The 15,119-nt window shown below is 69.6% G+C and carries 13 protein-coding genes and 2 tRNA genes; 5 read left to right on the top strand and 10 right to left on the bottom strand.

Annotated elements, in window-relative coordinates:
* Positions 1–37 precede the first annotated feature (37 nt).
* From EDD90_RS35665 to EDD90_RS35655, 3 genes are all read right to left on the bottom strand, one after another.
* Complete coding sequence (locus EDD90_RS35665; protein WP_123982002.1) at positions 38–646, bottom strand: ATP-dependent Clp protease proteolytic subunit; 609 nt, start codon at positions 644–646, stop codon at positions 38–40.
* A 344-nt stretch (positions 647–990) separates the two neighbouring features.
* Positions 991–2,379 (bottom strand): trigger factor, encoded by a 1,389-nt coding sequence (tig, locus tag EDD90_RS35660; RefSeq protein ID WP_123976982.1) that lies wholly within the window; start codon positions 2,377–2,379, stop codon positions 991–993.
* 188 nt (positions 2,380–2,567) lie between these two features.
* Positions 2,568–2,644: transfer RNA gene (locus EDD90_RS35655), tRNA-Pro, on the bottom strand.
* A 165-nt stretch (positions 2,645–2,809) separates the two neighbouring features.
* On the opposite strand from EDD90_RS35655, the gene EDD90_RS35650 reads away from it, so the two are divergent.
* A tRNA-Gly gene (locus EDD90_RS35650) sits at positions 2,810–2,880 on the top strand.
* Positions 2,881–3,275: 395 nt separating this feature from the next.
* Here EDD90_RS35650 and EDD90_RS35645 read toward each other — a convergent pair.
* Complete coding sequence (locus EDD90_RS35645; RefSeq protein WP_123976981.1) at positions 3,276–3,470, bottom strand: hypothetical protein; 195 nt, start codon at positions 3,468–3,470, stop codon at positions 3,276–3,278.
* A 462-nt stretch (positions 3,471–3,932) separates the two neighbouring features.
* Here EDD90_RS35645 and EDD90_RS35640 point away from each other — a divergent pair, with 462 nt between their 5' ends.
* The gene (locus tag EDD90_RS35640; protein WP_123976980.1) at positions 3,933–5,051 is read left to right on the top strand and encodes an acyltransferase family protein; all 1,119 of its coding nucleotides are present in this window, start codon (positions 3,933–3,935) and stop codon (positions 5,049–5,051) included.
* Between the two features lie 46 nt (positions 5,052–5,097).
* Here the strand turns inward: EDD90_RS35640 and EDD90_RS35635 are convergent, their stop codons facing one another.
* Together EDD90_RS35635 and EDD90_RS35630 are read right to left on the bottom strand one after the other, a co-directional pair.
* Positions 5,098–5,544 (bottom strand): HD domain-containing protein, encoded by a 447-nt coding sequence (locus tag EDD90_RS35635; RefSeq protein WP_123976979.1) that lies wholly within the window; start codon positions 5,542–5,544, stop codon positions 5,098–5,100.
* 45 nt (positions 5,545–5,589) lie between these two features.
* On the bottom strand, positions 5,590–6,753 hold the full coding sequence (locus EDD90_RS35630; RefSeq protein ID WP_123976978.1) for a PP2C family protein-serine/threonine phosphatase: 1,164 nt from the start codon (positions 6,751–6,753) through the stop codon (positions 5,590–5,592).
* Positions 6,754–6,928: 175 nt separating this feature from the next.
* Here EDD90_RS35630 and EDD90_RS35625 point away from each other — a divergent pair, with 175 nt between their 5' ends.
* A complete protein-coding gene (locus EDD90_RS35625) occupies positions 6,929–8,173 on the top strand; it encodes a GNAT family N-acetyltransferase (RefSeq protein ID WP_123976977.1) in 1,245 nt (414 codons plus the stop codon).
* 7 nt (positions 8,174–8,180) lie between these two features.
* On the opposite strand, the gene EDD90_RS35620 is transcribed toward EDD90_RS35625, so the two are convergent.
* Positions 8,181–8,984: an Fpg/Nei family DNA glycosylase gene (locus EDD90_RS35620; protein WP_123976976.1), complete on the bottom strand. Its 804-nt coding sequence runs from the start codon at positions 8,982–8,984 to the stop codon at positions 8,181–8,183.
* A 164-nt stretch (positions 8,985–9,148) separates the two neighbouring features.
* Complete coding sequence (locus EDD90_RS35615; RefSeq protein ID WP_123976975.1) at positions 9,149–9,634, bottom strand: ribose-5-phosphate isomerase; 486 nt, start codon at positions 9,632–9,634, stop codon at positions 9,149–9,151.
* A 227-nt stretch (positions 9,635–9,861) separates the two neighbouring features.
* Here EDD90_RS35615 and EDD90_RS35610 point away from each other — a divergent pair, with 227 nt between their 5' ends.
* Positions 9,862–11,337, top strand: coding sequence for an amino acid permease (locus EDD90_RS35610; protein ID WP_123976974.1), 1,476 nt, complete (start codon positions 9,862–9,864; stop codon positions 11,335–11,337).
* 3 nt (positions 11,338–11,340) lie between these two features.
* Here EDD90_RS35610 and EDD90_RS35605 read toward each other — a convergent pair whose 3' ends face one another.
* Complete coding sequence (locus tag EDD90_RS35605) at positions 11,341–13,035, bottom strand: protein kinase domain-containing protein (protein WP_398928680.1); 1,695 nt, start codon at positions 13,033–13,035, stop codon at positions 11,341–11,343.
* Positions 13,036–13,398: 363 nt separating this feature from the next.
* On the opposite strand from EDD90_RS35605, the gene EDD90_RS35600 reads away from it, so the two are divergent.
* A complete protein-coding gene (locus EDD90_RS35600) occupies positions 13,399–14,046 on the top strand; it encodes an LPXTG cell wall anchor domain-containing protein (RefSeq protein ID WP_123982000.1) in 648 nt (215 codons plus the stop codon).
* A gap of 80 nt (positions 14,047–14,126) precedes the next feature.
* Here the strand turns inward: EDD90_RS35600 and EDD90_RS35595 are convergent, their stop codons facing one another.
* A complete protein-coding gene (locus EDD90_RS35595) occupies positions 14,127–14,705 on the bottom strand; it encodes a biotin transporter BioY (protein WP_123976972.1) in 579 nt (192 codons plus the stop codon).
* Positions 14,706–15,119 lie beyond the last annotated feature (414 nt).

Below are 15,119 nucleotides of genomic sequence, written 5' to 3'. Positions count from 1 at the left end.
GGGGCTGGAGTCTCGGCGGAGCGTGGCGTGGCCACGCTCAGGAGGCGCCGGTGCCGCCGCCTCCCGGAACACCGGAGGCATGCGTGATGATCCCGTCAATCAGACCGTACTCCTTGGCCTCTTCCGGGGTGAACCAGCGGTCGCGGTCGCCGTCGCGGATGATCGTCTCGACGGTCTGGCCGGAGTGCAGGGCGGTCAGCTCGGACATCGTCTTCTTGGTCCGCAGCAGGTACTGGGCCTGGATCTTGATGTCCGAGACCGTACCGCCCAGGCCCGCGGAGCCCTGGTGCATCATGATGTCCGTGTGCGGCAGGGCGAAGCGCTTGCCGGCGGTACCGCCGGTGAGCAGGAACTGGCCCATCGAGGCCGCCATGCCCATGGCGATGGTGACCACGTCGTTCGGGATGAACTGCATGGTGTCGTAGATCGCCATGCCGGCCGTCACCGAGCCGCCGGGGCTGTTGATGTAGAGGAAGATGTCCTTGTTGGGCTCGGCCGCGAGCAGCAGCAGCTGCGCGGTGATCTTGTTCGCGATGTCGTCGTCCACCTGCTGGCCCAGGAAGACGATCCGCTCGCCGAGCAGCCGGTTGTAGACCTGGTCTCCGAGGCCACCACCGATGGAAGGCCCGTCGGCGGCGGAGGGCATCAGATTCGTCACGTATCCACCTGCTCGTCTTTACGACGGCGCCGGGCCGTCTCACGTTTCCGTAGCCGGGGGCTTGGCTGCCCTCGTACTCATGGACCCTAACGCGATGGTCCCTTCGGGGAATCCCGGTAACAGGGCTGTTCGCCGGGGGCGTAGCGGCTGCGGGGATGGGCCGACCGCTCTTCGCCGTGCGTGTGGAGGTGCGTGGGCGCGTGCGGGTGCGTGGGGGCTTGTCGCGCAGTTGTCCGCGCCCCTGACGGGGCGCTGCCCCTGGCGTGTATGACAAAGGGGCCCCCGGGAACAGTCCCAGGAGCCCCTTGTACGCCGTTACGGGCGCCGGAGGGTCAGCCCTCGGCCTTCTCCTCGTCGGCGGCGTCCGTGGCCTCGGCGGCGGCCTCAGGGGCCTCCGTCTCGTCCTCGTCCTCGTCGTCCAGGTCGACGATCTCGCCGTTGGTGTCCTTCACCGTGGCGGCCTCGACCACGACGGCCAGGGCCTTGCCGCGGGCGACCTCGCCGACCAGGAGCGGCACCTGGCCACCCTCGACGACGGCCTGGGCGAACTGGTCGGGGGACATGCCGGAGGAGGCCGCACGCCGCATGAGGTGCTCGGTGAGCTCCTCCTGGTTGACGTTGAGGTTCTCCTTCTTGACCAGCTCGTCGAGGACGAACTGGGTCTTGATGCCCTTGACCGCGGCCTCGCGTGTCTCGGTGTCGAACTCCTCGGCGGTCTTGCCCTGGATCTCCAGGTACTTGTCGAGGTCGAGGCCCATCTGGCCGAGCTGGTGGTGCTCCAGGTTGTGCTTGCGGGTGTTGATCTCGTCCTCGAGGAGCTTCTCGGGGACGGGCACCTCGACGAGCTCCAGGAGCTTCTCGAGGACGCGCTCCTGGGCCTGCGTGGCCTGGTCGTACGTCTTCATGTTGGCGAGGCGCTTGCGGCTGTCCTCCTTGAGCTCGTCCAGGGTGTCGAACTCGGAGGCGAGCTGCGCGAACTCGTCGTCCAGCTCGGGGAGTTCACGCGCGGCGACCTGGGTGACCTTGACGGTGACCTCGGCCTCCTTGCCGGCCGCGGAACCGCCCTTGAGCTCGGAGGTGAAGGTGGCCTCGCCACCGGCCTCCAGGCCCTTCACGGCGTCGTCGATGCCGTCCAGCAGCTCGCCGGAGCCGATGGTGTAGGAGACACCGCTGGCGATGCCGTCCTCCAGCACCTCGCCGTCGACCTTGGCCTCCAGGTCGACGGTGACGACGTCGCCGTCCTCGGCGGCACGCTCGACGGGAGAGGTCGACGCGAAGCGCTCACGCAGCTGCTCCACGGACTTCTCGACGTCCTCGTCCGTCACCTCGACGGCGTCGACCTCGACCTCGATGCCGGTGTAGTCCGGGATCTCGAGGGCGGGGCGGACGTCGACCTCGGCGGTGAAGTTCAGCGTCTCGCCGTCCTTCAGCTCGGTGATGTCGACGTCGGGCTGGCCGAGCGGGCTGAGCTCGGCCTCGTTGACCGCCTCGGTGTAGAACTTCGGGAGCGCGTCGTTGACGGCCTCCTCCAGCACCGCACCGCGACCGAACCGCTGGTCGATGACCCGGGCCGGGATCTTGCCCTTGCGGAAGCCCTTCACCGTGACCTGCTGGTTGATCTTCTGGTACGCCGCGTCGAGGCTGTCCTTGAGCTCCTCGAAGGGCACCTCGACAGTGAGCCGAACCCGGGTCGGGTTCAGGGTCTCCACGGCGCTCTTCACGGTTCGGTCTCCTTGTGGCTGACTTCTTGGGTTCTGCCGGTGCCCAGAGGGGCCCGGCGGAGTTTCGCCGCCCGGAGGAGTTCGTAGGCCGCCGTCTGGCGGGCTGGGACACACGGGCGCGCAGCTTGCATAGTAACCGCAGCCGCTCAGCGCCCCAAAAGGCGATCAGGGCGGACGCCGTCAGGTGGTGGTCGGGGTGGCGGGATTTGAACCCACGGCCTTCCGCTCCCAAAGCGGACGCGCTACCAAGCTGCGCCACACCCCGTTTCGGTGCGACACGTAGGGTACATGCCCGGGCCGTGTGCGTCGTTCGCTTTGTTCACCTGCATACGCATCGCGTATCCGCGCAGCCCAACGCGTTGGCCTAGGCGGCGGACGACCCGCTACGATGCCTCCTGTGCCGCGGTCACCGACCTGCGGCGCATGTTGTGCGGGCGTAGCTCAATGGTAGAGCACTAGTCTTCCAAACTAGCTACGCGGGTTCGATTCCCGTCGCCCGCTCTGAACAGCCGAAGGCCCAGGTCAGAGGGTATTTACCCCCCGCCCGGGCCTTCGTCGTTCCCTGGCGTCAGTCCGGGGGCCGGGGCCGGGGACCGTGTCACCCGTCCGCTGTACGGCGGGCGGGCCGGGCGATCAACGGATGCCACAGGGGGCGTAGCGAGAGTCACCCATGCGGGTGAAGGTGGTGCGGGAGGTTGCCTGCGCCGATCGAGGCGGCAGCAGGAGCGGCGAGGCGCGCCGGCGATCGAGGACGGTCGGGCAGGCCATGCCCATGCCACCGCCGCCCCGGGCGGTCCCGGACGCGGTGGCCGCCGTCTCCACCGGCCGGAGTCGCGCAGCGCCGTAGCGGTACCGCAGTACCGCCCCGCGTTCCGTCGTCCGGCTTCCCCGCGCGGTCAGAAGCTGATCGAGTTGATGGTCTGCGCTATCGAGTCGAGGAACCGCTGGATCGACGGGGCCATCCCGGTCGAGGCGAGGAAGAAGCCGAAGAGGACCGCGACGATCGCGGGGCCGGCCTTGATGTTCCCCCCTCTGATCAGCACTACCAGGATGATCGCCAACAGCAGCACCACAGACAGTGAAATGGCCACAACTGATCACACCCTCGGTCGGTTCCGCTCTCCCGGCCCAGGGGTACGACCCCGCACCCCCGCCAGAACCATCGTGCCACCAACCCGGCCGCACTATGCGGCCCGTGACACAACGTCGACAGTGCAGCGCGCACCGACCATCGCCCGCACAGTAATTCGAGGGTCCACCCGCCCCTAGGCCCAAGGTAATTGGCGGCCTTGGTTTCAGTGTCCACACAACACGTGCGCAGCTAATTCGAATTGAGGACACAGGTACCGCAAGGCCGGGCCGCATGCGAACGTTATGCCCCAATTAGTCGGGATGAATGGGGACATCATGGGTGTAAGTGCCGCATGGAACGGCATTGCCAGAGACATCGACTTCCGTAAATCCGCGGTCGATTCACAAACGATCACGAGTCATATCCAGGAATCACAACGGCGGTTTTACGAATTCCCACAGGCAACGCTAGGGTGCCTCAGATGTTTGACGCCGCCACGTCCCCCGGCCAGAACCGAACACCCCGTCCCCCGGCCCGTCCGCCGGCGGACAGACAGCGCGACGCGTTCTTCGACAACGCCAAGTACCTGGCGATCGTGCTCGTCGCGATGGGTCACTCCTGGGAGCCGCTGAAGGGCGACAGCCGCGTCCTGGAGGCGATGTACTCCGTCGTGTACGCCTTCCACATGCCGGCGTTCATCATCATCTCCGGCTACTTCTCCCGGAGTTTCGACATGCGCCCGGACCGGCTGAAGCGGCTGGTCACCGGTGTCGTCGTGCCGTATGTCCTGTTCGAGACCGCGTACTCGGTGTTCCAGCGGTTCGTGAACCACTCCCCCGGCCAGGACATCAGCTTGCTCGACCCCTGGTACCTGACCTGGTTCCTGTGCGCGCTGTTCGTCTGGCGCCTGACCACGCCGATCTGGAAGGCCCTCCGCCACCCCCTTCCCGTCGCCTTCCTCATCGCGATGCTGGCGTCCGTGTCCCCGTCCATCGGTGACGACCTGGACCTGCAGCGGGTCCTGCAGTTCCTGCCGTACTTCGTGCTCGGCCTGTGCCTGAGGCCCGAGCACTTCCGGCTGGTGCGCCGGTGGCCGGTACGGATCGCCGCGGTGCCGGTGTTCGCGGCCGCGCTGGTGTTCGCCTGGTGGGCGGCGCCGCGGATGAACCCCGCGTGGTTCTACCACCGTGACGCCGCGCAGGAGCTGGGTGCGCCGTGGTGGTGCGGGCCGGTGATGGTGCTCGCCATGTTCGGCTGCTCGATGCTGCTGACGGCCGCCTTCTTCTCCTGGGTACCGGGCCGGAGGATGTGGTTCACGACGCTCGGCGCGGGCACGCTGTACGGCTATCTGTTGCACGGCTTCGTGGTGAAGTACGGCGTCCACGCGGGCTGGTTCGACCCTAAGTGGCTGCACGGGCCGCTCGGCGAGATCCTCGTCACCGCGGTCGCGGGCGCCGGCGTCACGCTGCTGTGCACGCGCCCCGTCCGGCGGGTGTTCCGGTTCGCCATGGAGCCGGAGATGGAGTGGGCGTTCCGGCAGGACGCGGCGGAACTGGCCCGGGAGCGGGAACGGCGGAGCCGGGCGATGGCCGGCGCGTAGCCGCTCCCGCGGAGACGTTCATACGGAGACGTTCACGCGGAGACGTCTACTCGGTGAGGCCGAGAAGGGCGCGCATCCGGGCGTACTTCTCGGTCAGCCGTTCTCTCGTGCCCTCGTCCAGAACGGCGAGCCGGCCGGGGTCGGCGTTGTGCGCGAGGTCGGCCTGTTTCACGAGCAGGGCGCCGGGGGTCGTGAGGATGCGCTCGGCGTACGACGCGGGAGGCTCGCCGGGGCGCTTGGTCACGGCACGGACGACGGCCTTGGTCCGGGGGCTCAGGGCGGCCGCGTCCAGCCACTCCTCGGTGAGGGCGTGGTCCTCCACGGAGTCGTGCAGCCAGGCGGCGGCGATCTGGTCGGGGTCTCCGCCGCGGGCACGGACGCCCTCGGCCACGGCGGCGAGGTGCTCGGCGTAGGGGCGGCCCGCCTTGTCGGTCTGCCCGGCGTGGGCGGCTCGGGCGAGTTCCTCGACTTCGGCCAGGGAAAGGTGGGTCACGGTGCGAGTATGCGCCACTGCTGTGCGGCGCCCCCGTCCGCTACCTCACCTCGCCGCCTCCCGGCAGATCAGCAGCAACGCCCGGTCGTCGTTGACGTCCTTCGCCACCGCCTCGATCAGGTGCCAGGCCGCCCCGTGGAAGCCGCCGGCCACATAGCGGTCCGCCTCGCCCGTCAGGCGGTCGATGCCCTCCACGATGTCCCGGTCGGACGTCTCCACCAGGCCGTCGGTGAACAGCATCAGGACGTCCCCGGGGCGCAGGGAGCCCTTGACCGGGTCGAACTGCGCGCCGTCGTACACGCCCAGCAGGGGTCCCTCCGCGGCCTTCTCCTCCCAGCGGCCGCTGCCCGCGCTGAGCTGGAGGCCGGGCGGGTGGCCGGCCGAGTACAGCTCGTAGTCGCCGGAGTCCAGGTCCAGGACCAGGTGGATGGAGGTCGCGAAGCCCTCGTCCCAGTCCTGGCGGAGGAGGTAGCCGTTGGCGGCCGTGAGGAAGGCGTGCGGCGGGAGGGAGCCGAGGAGGCCGCCGAACGCGCCGGACAGGAGCAGTGCGCGGGACGCCGCGTCCATGCCCTTGCCGGAGACGTCGGTGAGGACGACCTCCATCGTGCGGCCGTTGTTCGTACGGGCCGCGACCACGAAGTCCCCGGAGAAGGACTGCCCGCCGGCCGGCCGCAGGGCCATCTCGCGGTGCCAGCCCAGCGGCAGCTTCGGCAGCTTGCTCTGCACCCGGATGCGTTCGCGCAGGTCGAAGAGCATGGTGCCGCCGCGCCGCCAGGGGACGCCGACGCGGCTTCTGAACTGTGCGGTGAGGAGACCGAAGAAACCGCAGGCCGCGACGACCAGGACCACGCCCGGGGTGACCCGGGAGGGGCCCTCCGTATAGGGGCCGAGCCGTACGGACTCCACGATCAGGGCCGTCGCCGCCGCCGCGTACAGGCCGAGCAGGCTCGCCGGCCGCAGCAGCAGGCCGCCGGCGATGATCGGGAGGACCAGTGTGGCCGGGGAGAACCACACCGAGTCGGCGAGGGTCATGGCCGCGAGGACCGGGATGGTGAGGAGCAGGCCGGCCAGCGCGATCCAGTCGGAACCGTCGCCGCGGAAGTAGTCCACGGCGCTTCTGCGCACGCCGACGCGGGCCCGGTGCCACTGCATCTTCCACCGGGCCGTCAACGTCTCGGCCTTCCCGCGCCGCTCTCCGTCTGCTGCCATTAGTTCGGGACCCTATCCATCGGACCAGCTTCTTGGCACGGGAGGTCCCACTTGTCCCCCGTCCGAGGCTCGACTTGGAGTGCAACTTCACAGTGAACTTCACCCGGAGCCGTCGCGTCGGCATCCGGGAGAAATTCGTTCGCTCGTCCCACAATGCCCCTGATAGGGATGGCTCATGGCGACTGACCGTACGACGACCGAGCTGAAGGTGCTGCGGCCCGAGGAGTTCGACGAGTGGTGGGACCACCTGGTGCGGGCCTTCGGCGCCGGTCCGGCGCCCGCCGAGGAGCGCGAACTGGACCGGTCCCTCACGGAGTACGAGCGTTCGCTGGCCGCTCTGGACGGCGGCGAACTCGTGGGGACATCAGGGGCGTTCAGCTTCCGGATGAGCGTGCCGGGCGGGGCCGTGGTGCCCACCGCGGGCATCACCATGGTGAGCGTGTCCGCGACGCACCGGCGGCGCGGGGTGCTGACCTCGATGATGCGGCGGCTGCTGGACGACAGCCACGCGCTGGGCGAGCCGCTGGCCGCGCTGTACGCGTCCGAGCCGGCGATCTACGGCCGCTTCGGGTACGGGGCCGCGGCCTTCCAGCTGCTGGCCGAGATCGACACGAGCCGGGTGACCCTCGCCGTACCGGCCGGCACCGACGACATACGGCTGCGGTACGCCAAGCCCGCCGAGGTGCTCGACGTGTGCGAGGGGGTGTACGCGGAGCTGGTGCCGCGGCGGCCCGGGATGCTGGCCCGCCGGCCCGGCTGGGAGCAGGCGGGGCTGCTCGACCCGGAGAGCGAGCGGGGCGGGGCGTCGGCGCTGCAGTGCGTGGTCGCGGAGCTGGACGGGCGGGTCACCGGGTGGGCCCGGTTCCGTACGAAGATGGGCTGGTCGCAGAGCGGGCACGACGGCACGGTGACGCTGGAGGAGCTGGTCGCGCTGGACCCCGCGACCGACGCGGCGCTGTGGCGGTTCCTGTTCGGCATCGACCTGATGACGACGCTGACGGTACGGAGGCGGCCGGTCGACGACGCCTGGCAGTACCTGGTCTCCGACATCCGCCGCTGCCGGACCCAGCTGCGGGATTCGGTGTACGTCCGTCCCGTCGACGTCGGTACGGCACTCGCCGCACGGACCTACCAGACGCCGGTGGACGTCGTGTTGGACGTGGACGACGCCTTCTGCCCGTGGAACACGGGGCGTTGGCGGCTGACCGGGGACACCAAGGGCGCGTCCTGCGAGCGTACGACGGATGCGGCCGATCTCTCGCTGTCCGTACGGGAGTTGGGGGCGGCCTACCTCGGCGGGGTGTCTCTGCTGTCGCTGGCGCGGGCCGGCCGGGTGGCCGAACTACGACCCGGGGCGCTGACGGAGGCGTCGGTGGCGTTCGGGTCACCGGTGCCGCCGTGGCCGCCGCACGGCTTCTAGCGAGCGGTCAGCGCTGCTGGCAGGCGGGGCACCAGAAGAGGTTGCGGGCGGCGAGGTCGGCGGTGCGGATCTCGCTGCCGCAGATGTGGCAGGGCAGGGTGGCGCGGCGGTAGACGTACACCTCGCCGCCGTGGTCGTCGACGCGCGGCGGGCGGCCCATCGCCTCCGGGGTGTGCTCGGGCCGGACGGTGTCGATCCGGTTGTTCCGGACGCCCTCGTGCATCAGCTCGACGAGGTCGGCCCAGACGGCGTCCCATTCGGCGGGAGTGAGGTCCTTGCCCGCGCGATAGGGATCGATGCCGTGCCGGAAGAGGACCTCGGCACGGTAGACGTTGCCGACGCCGGCGATGACCTTCTGGTCCATGAGCAGGGCGGCGACCGTCGTACGGCTGCGGGAGATCCTCCGGTACGCCGCGCCCGGGTCGGCGTCGGCGCGGAGCGGATCCGGGCCGAGCCGGGCGTGTACGGCGTCCTTCTCCTCATCGGTGATCAGGGCGCAGGTGGTGGGGCCGCGCAGGTCGACGTAGGAGGTGGCGTCGGCGAGGCGGAGCCGGACGGTGTCGGTGGCCGGGGGCGCCGGGGCGTCACCGAAACCGACCTTGCCGAAGAGGCCGAGGTGGATATGGACCCAGTCGCTGTCGCGGAAGCCGAGGAAGAGGTGCTTGCCGTGGGCCTCGGTGCGGGTGAGGCGGGCGCCGTCGATCAACGCGGCGGCGTCGGAGAACTTGCCCTGCGGGCTGGTGACCCGTACGGGTCCGGTGAGCCGCCGGTACTCCAGCGCGAGCCGGTGGATCGTGTGCCCCTCTGGCACTGACGTGCTTCCTTTCCCACCCACCCACCCGACTCGGCCGGTGGAGGAGTGAACGTCGAGGGGAGGAAACCCAAGTGAAGCCACGGTCCCCTTTCACGTCCGCGGCCCCAACCACCCCTGGCCTCGCCTCTCGGCCGGCCGAGTCGGGTGGTCGGGCGGGCAGCCTACGGCTGGGGGTGGTGCGCCGGGATCGGCGGGAGGTCGCCCGTCGTCTCGTACGCCGCCAGCATGTCGATGCGGCGGATGTGCCGCTCGTCCTCGGAGAACGGCGTGTTCAGGAACGCCTCGACGAACTTCGTCGCCTCGTCCTCCGTGTGCATGCGTGCGCCCACTGCGACGACGTTCGCGTTGTTGTGCTGCCGGCCGAGCGACGCGGTCTCCTCGCTCCAGGCGAGCGCCGCGCGCACGCCCTTCACCTTGTTCGCGGCGATCTGCTCACCGTTGCCGGAGCCGCCGATGACGATGCCGAGGGACTCGGGGTCCGCCGCCGTCCGCTCGGCCGCGCGGAGACAGAAGGGCGGGTAGTCGTCCTGGGCGTCGTAGATGTGGGGGCCGCAGTCGACGGGGTCGTGACCCGCCGCCTTCAGCCACTCGACGAGGTGGTTCTTGAGTTCGAAGCCCGCATGGTCGGAGCCGAGATACACGCGCATGTGACGAGTGTGACATGGGTGTGAACGCCGGACGGGGGCGGGGCCGCATCCCGGACCGCGACCCGGGACACAACCCGGAAATGTGAGTAGAACTACAGAACCTCAAGAAAACCTCAAGTAACAATATGGATTCAAAGGTTCAGGAATCAGTCCACCTCCGTTTCACTGGACCAACTCGTACGCCGCTCGTACGGGAGCCCGCTCACCCGGCGCAAAGGAATTCCCCCATGACTTCGCAGCCGACTACGACTGCCCCGCCCCAGGCCGGCGATCCCGGCAACGGTCTCCACGCAGGACTCAAGAACCGCCATCTGTCGATGATCGCCATCGGCGGTGTCATCGGCGCCGGCCTCTTCGTCGGTTCCAGTTCCGGAATCGCCACCGCAGGACCCGGCATCCTGCTGTCGTACGCGCTCGTCGGCACCCTCGTGGTGCTGGTGATGCGGATGCTCGGCGAGATGTCCGCCGCCAATCCGACCTCCGGCTCCTTCTCCGCGCACGCGGACCGTGCGCTCGGCCGCTGGGCCGGGTTCTCCATCGGCTGGCTGTACTGGTTCTTCTGGGTCGTGGTGCTGGCGGTGGAGGCCACCGCCGGTGCCAAGATCCTGGAGGGCTGGATCCCCGCCGTACCGCAGTGGGGCTGGGCGCTCATCGTGATGACGGTGCTCACCGCCACCAACCTGGTCTCCGTCGGCTCGTACGGCGAGTTCGAGTTCTGGTTCGCCGGGATCAAGGTCGTCGCGATCGGCGCGTTCATCGTCGTGGGCCTGCTGGCCGTGCTCGGTGTGCTGCCCGGCGTGCACGACGACAAGGCGTCCTTCTCCAACCTCACCGCCCACGGCGGCTTCCTGCCGCACGGTCCCGGCGCGATCCTCACCGGTGTGCTGCTGGTGGTCTTCTCCTTCATGGGCAGCGAGATCGCCACCCTGGCGGCCGGTGAGTCGGAGAACCCGCAGCGCGCCGTCACCAAGTCCACCAACAGCATCATCTGGCGGATCGGCGTCTTCTACCTCGGCTCGATCCTCATCGTGGTCTCGCTGCTGCCGTGGAACGACCCGTCGATCAAGGAGAAGGGCTCGTACGTCGCCGCCCTCGACTCCCTCGGTATCGCGCACGCCGGCCAGATCATGAACTTCATCGTGCTGACGTCCGTGCTGTCCTGTCTCAACTCCGGTCTGTACACGGCCTCCCGGATGGCGTTCTCGCTCGGGCAGCGGGGTGACGCCCCGAAGGCGTTCGCACAGACCACCTCGCGTGGTGTGCCGATGGCCGCGATCGTCGCCTCCGTCGTCTTCGGTTTCGTCGCCGTCTTCTTCAACTACGAGTTCCCCGACTCGGTCTTCCTCTTCCTCGTCAACTCCTCCGGCGCGATCGCCCTGTTCGTCTGGCTGGTCATCTGCTTCTCGCAGCTGCGGATGCGGAAGATCATCCAGGCAGAGGCGCCGGAGAAGCTCGTCGTGAAGATGTGGCTGTACCCGTATCTGACCTGGGCGACGGCCGGTCTGATCGTGTTCGTCCTGGGTTACATGCTGACCGACACTGAGGGCGAGAGCAGCGGTCGTACGACCGTGCTGCTGTCGCTGCTGGTCGCGGCGGCGGTGGTCGTGGTCGCCCTGGTGAAGCAGAAGGTGACGGGCGGCGGCCGTACGGCGCCGGCGGTCGCCGGGGCCGACGAGCCCGCCGACCAGGTGTCCGTCGGCTGACGCTCACAGCAGGGTGAAGCCCTCCTTCACCTGTTCGTACGTCCGCACGGCCTGGACTTCGATCGCCGGCTGGTACCAGGTGTTGATCTGGTACGACTTCCCGTCGGCGTCGAAGCCCAGCAGCCGTGCGTGCCAGGGGGTGCCCTTGAGGGTGAAGGTGTACTCCCAGACCACCGCCGGGTAGCCGCGGAAGGTCGTCCCGGCGAGCTTGATCTTGGCGTAGTCCTGGCCCTGGTGGGCGCTGCGCTCGGAGGCCGTCCAGGTGTCCAGGAGGCTGCCGCGGGCGAGGGAGGACTTGGCGACGAGTTCCTGGCGGCCGTCGGGGGAGGTGTAGTGGACCTCGGCGCCGGTCTTCACGTCCCTTCGCCAGCCGGTGGGCGGCGCCCAGGCGAAGCCGCCGGCCTCCTCGTGGGTGCCGGGCGGGAGAGTGCGGGGGCGGGTGGTGCCCTCGACCGTGGGCGCCGACGAAGTGGGCTTAGCGGCTGAGGGGGTGCCGCTCGCTGTGGCGCTGTCGCCTCCGTCCGTTGTGGCGAGGAGGACGGCGATGGCGGTCGCGACGGCCGCTGCTCCCAGTACGGCGAGGAGAGTCGTGCGTCGGGGGGCCTTGCGGTGGTGGGTCGTTGCGGGTGCGTTGTGGCGGGTCGCTCCCCCACTCTCGGCTTCGCTCGAGCGGGGGGACCCCCATGGCGGCGGAGCCGCTGAAGGATGCAGCCCCGCGCCCCTGGCGGGGCGCTGCAGTGCGGGGTCTGCGGAATTGCCCGACGGGGTTTCGGAACGTACCTCCGAGCGTTCCGAGGCCGCCTCCGTCGACGCGCTGAGCGGCCGCGGGCGTTCGTCCTCCGGCGCCGGCAGGCGCAGCTTCGTGAGGTCCACGTACGCCGGTGTCGGGCGTTCTGCGGGAACCGGTACCGGAAGCGGCGCCGGATACGTCTCCGTGGGTGTCTGCGTCGGGTACGCCACCGGGCGCAGCGCCTGTTCCACCTCCGCCAGGTCCGGCCTGACCGTCGGTTCCTTCTCCAGGAGCGCTGCCAGCAGGTCGCGCAACGGGCCTGCCGCGGACGGGAGTTCGGGCTCCTCGTAGAGGACCGCGTGCAGGGTGGCCAGGGTGGTGTCGCGGGTGAAGGGGGAGCGGCCGCCGAGGGCCGCGCACAGGGTCGCGCCGAGCGACCAGACGTCGGACGGCGGGCCCTGCGGGCGGCCGGCGATCCGCTCGGGTGCCATGTAGTCGGGGGAGCCGACCAGCATCCCGACCATGGTGAGCGCCTTGGCGTCCTGGATGGCCGCGATGCCGAAGTCGGTGAGGACGACCCTGGCGCCGACGTTCTCGACCAGGACGTTCCCGGGTTTGATGTCACGGTGCAGCACTCCCCCGGCGTGCACCTGGCTCAGCGCCGCGACCAGGCCGAGGCCGATCCGGGCCGCCTCACGCGGGCCGAGCGCGCCCTCCTCGGCCATGATGCGTTCCAGGGAACGGCCGTTGACCAGCTCCATGACGATCCACAGGCGTTCGCCCTCGTCGACGACGTCGTAGACCCGCACCACGTTGGGGTGGTCGATTCGGGCGGTGGCCCTGGCCTCGCGCAGGGTGCGTTCCCGGCGGGTGCGGGTGTCCTCGGCGTCGAGGCCGTCGATCCGCATCTCCTTGACGGCGACCTGCCGGTCGAGTGTCTCGTCGGCGGCCCGCCACACCCGGCCCATTCCCCCCTGCCCGATACTCTCGGCCAGCCGGTAGCGACCCGTCACCAGCAGCCCCGGGGCACCACCGCGCCCCGTGCTCTCCGAATTCCCCGGCCCCTCTGAATTCCCTGGATTCCCTGAACTCCCTGAATTCTCCGGCAATTCGCCGCACCCCCTCAACGACCGCCTCTGCCGACACGCAATGGTCACACTTACGGCCGTACCAGCATAGTGCGGAGAAATCTTGTGGTACCTCTTCAAGTGACCGCGAATTCAGGCGCGGTCCAGGGGGTTGCAAGGGGGACGAACATGAGTTCTCGTCGTATGGCCCGGCGACTGGCCGTCGTCACGGGATCGCTGGTCACGGCATCTTTCTCGGCCGTGATGATCCTGCCGTTCACGGCCGCCGCCGATGACCAGGGACCGGGAAGCGACAAGGGGGGAAAGGCGGTCGACCAGGCACCGGCGGGTGTGAAGCTGACGACCACGTTGCCCGAGAAGATCTCGGTCGACAACAGTTCACAGAAAACGGCGATCACCGCCACCGTCAAGAACGAGGGGACGAAGGACAGCGGCGACATCAGGCTTTTGGTGGTCGGTTTCGACGGCCTGAAGGTCAATGGCGTCCAGGGCTGCGACGCCGTCGCGAAGAAGGATCTGCCGGCCGGTTCGAACAGCGCCTTCAGTTGTCCCGTCGGTGCGCTCGGCGCGGGCAGGTCGAAGTCGTACGCGGTCGACGCCACGTTCGATCTGGGCAGGACCGGGAAGATCTGTCTGCCGGTGCAGAGCGCGGACGGGAAGAAGACCTTCTGGCAGCAGGGCCCGGTGCCGTTCGGTACGACGAACCCGTCGCCGAACGCCCCGGCCACGCCGCTGCTGCTCGGCACCGACAACAAGCCGGTGGGGCCGGGCGGCGACCAGTTGCCGAAGACCGGGGCGGGAAGTGACGTGCTGCCGCTGGGCGCGGCCGGTGCGGCGCTGATCGCGGCCGGGGCGGCGGGCGTGTGGTGGTCGCAGCGGCGGACGGACTGACGGGCGCCCGTGCATGCGAAGCGGGCCCGAGGCGCGTTCTGCGCCTCGGGCCCGCTTCGCGGATGTATGCCGCCGTCGCGTCAGCGCTTGCCGACCAGCTTCCACGCCGTGGGCGTCGCGCCCATCGCCAGGGCCGCCTTCAGCGCGTCGCCGATGAGGAAGGGGGTGAGGCCGGCGGCGATCGCCGCGGACGCCGACAGGTGGGCGGTGTAGGCGAGGTACGGCACGCCGATCGCGTAGATGATCGCCTCGCCGAGCACCATCGTGCCCGCCATGCGCAGCGCGCCCCGGTCGGCGCCGCGCCGGGCCAGGGCGCCGACGGCGGCGGAGGCGAGAATCATGCCGAGGATGTAGCCGAAGGAGACGGAGAGGCCGGAGGTGCCGCTCGCGAACCACGGCACGCCCATCAGGCCCGCCAGTGCGTACAGGGCGAGCGAGGCGACACCGCGGCGGGCGCCCAGGCTGGTGCCGACGAGCAGGGCCGCGAAGGTCTGGCCGGTCACCGGGACCGGGGAGCCGGGCACCGGTACGGCGATCTGGGCGGCGAGGCCGGTGAGCGCGGCGCCGCCCAGCACGAGTGCGGCATCGCGTACCCGGGACGCGGGCAGGAGGTCGGCGAGGACGGTGCCGGGACGGGCGGACGCGGTGGCGGTGCTCATGGGGACTCCGCGAGGGTGAGGGTGGGCGGACAAGAAGGGACATCGTGACGCTATCCCGGGCCCATCTGAGCCGAACACGTCAGCGGTCGACAAAGGCCGGAAGTGACGCTTGGTGGGCTCCCCACAAAGGATGTGGGTTACACGCGGTACAGGGTGATGCCGATCACTGAGGCAGAGATGTTTCGCTCACGTCAACGGCGTTGAACAGCTCTGTGGAGTTCCGCCAACCGAACCCTAGCGGTCTGGTGGGATTCAAGGTTCCTGGCCTACGCTTTCGGACATGGCAGCCCAGTCCCTGAACCTCACGTCGCGTCGCTATGTCGACCTGCGACGGCAAGGGGCTGCCACCTGTCGCCGTACAGCCTGAGGCCGCGCGGCGGGACGGCGGGAGCCGGTCCGGGCGCGCCTCGATCT

Source organism: Streptomyces sp. Ag109_O5-1, from assembly GCF_003814875.1.
In the GTDB taxonomy this organism is placed as follows: Bacteria; Actinomycetota; Actinomycetes; order Streptomycetales; family Streptomycetaceae; genus Streptomyces; species Streptomyces sasae.
The sequence above is the reverse complement of the archived record's forward strand: the minus strand, read 5'-3'. Positions and strand labels throughout refer to the sequence as shown.

Bases quoted from the DNA above. Each gene is read 5' to 3' on its own strand.
- EDD90_RS35665 (WP_123982002.1), bottom strand. From the start codon at position 646: ATGCCCTCCGCCGCCGACGGGCCTTCCATCGGTGGTGGCCTCGGAGAC.
- EDD90_RS35640 (WP_123976980.1), top strand. From the start codon at position 3,933: ATGTTTGACGCCGCCACGTCCCCCGGCCAGAACCGAACACCCCGTCCC.
- EDD90_RS35630 (WP_123976978.1), bottom strand. From the start codon at position 6,753: ATGGCAGCAGACGGAGAGCGGCGCGGGAAGGCCGAGACGTTGACGGCC.
- EDD90_RS35625 (WP_123976977.1), top strand. From the start codon at position 6,929: ATGGCGACTGACCGTACGACGACCGAGCTGAAGGTGCTGCGGCCCGAG.
- EDD90_RS35615 (WP_123976975.1), bottom strand. From the start codon at position 9,634: ATGCGCGTGTATCTCGGCTCCGACCATGCGGGCTTCGAACTCAAGAAC.
- EDD90_RS35610 (WP_123976974.1), top strand. From the start codon at position 9,862: ATGACTTCGCAGCCGACTACGACTGCCCCGCCCCAGGCCGGCGATCCC.
- EDD90_RS35605 (WP_398928680.1), bottom strand. From the start codon at position 13,035: ATGGGCCGGGTGTGGCGGGCCGCCGACGAGACACTCGACCGGCAGGTC.
- EDD90_RS35600 (WP_123982000.1), top strand. From the start codon at position 13,399: ATGATCCTGCCGTTCACGGCCGCCGCCGATGACCAGGGACCGGGAAGC.
- EDD90_RS35595 (WP_123976972.1), bottom strand. From the start codon at position 14,705: ATGAGCACCGCCACCGCGTCCGCCCGTCCCGGCACCGTCCTCGCCGAC.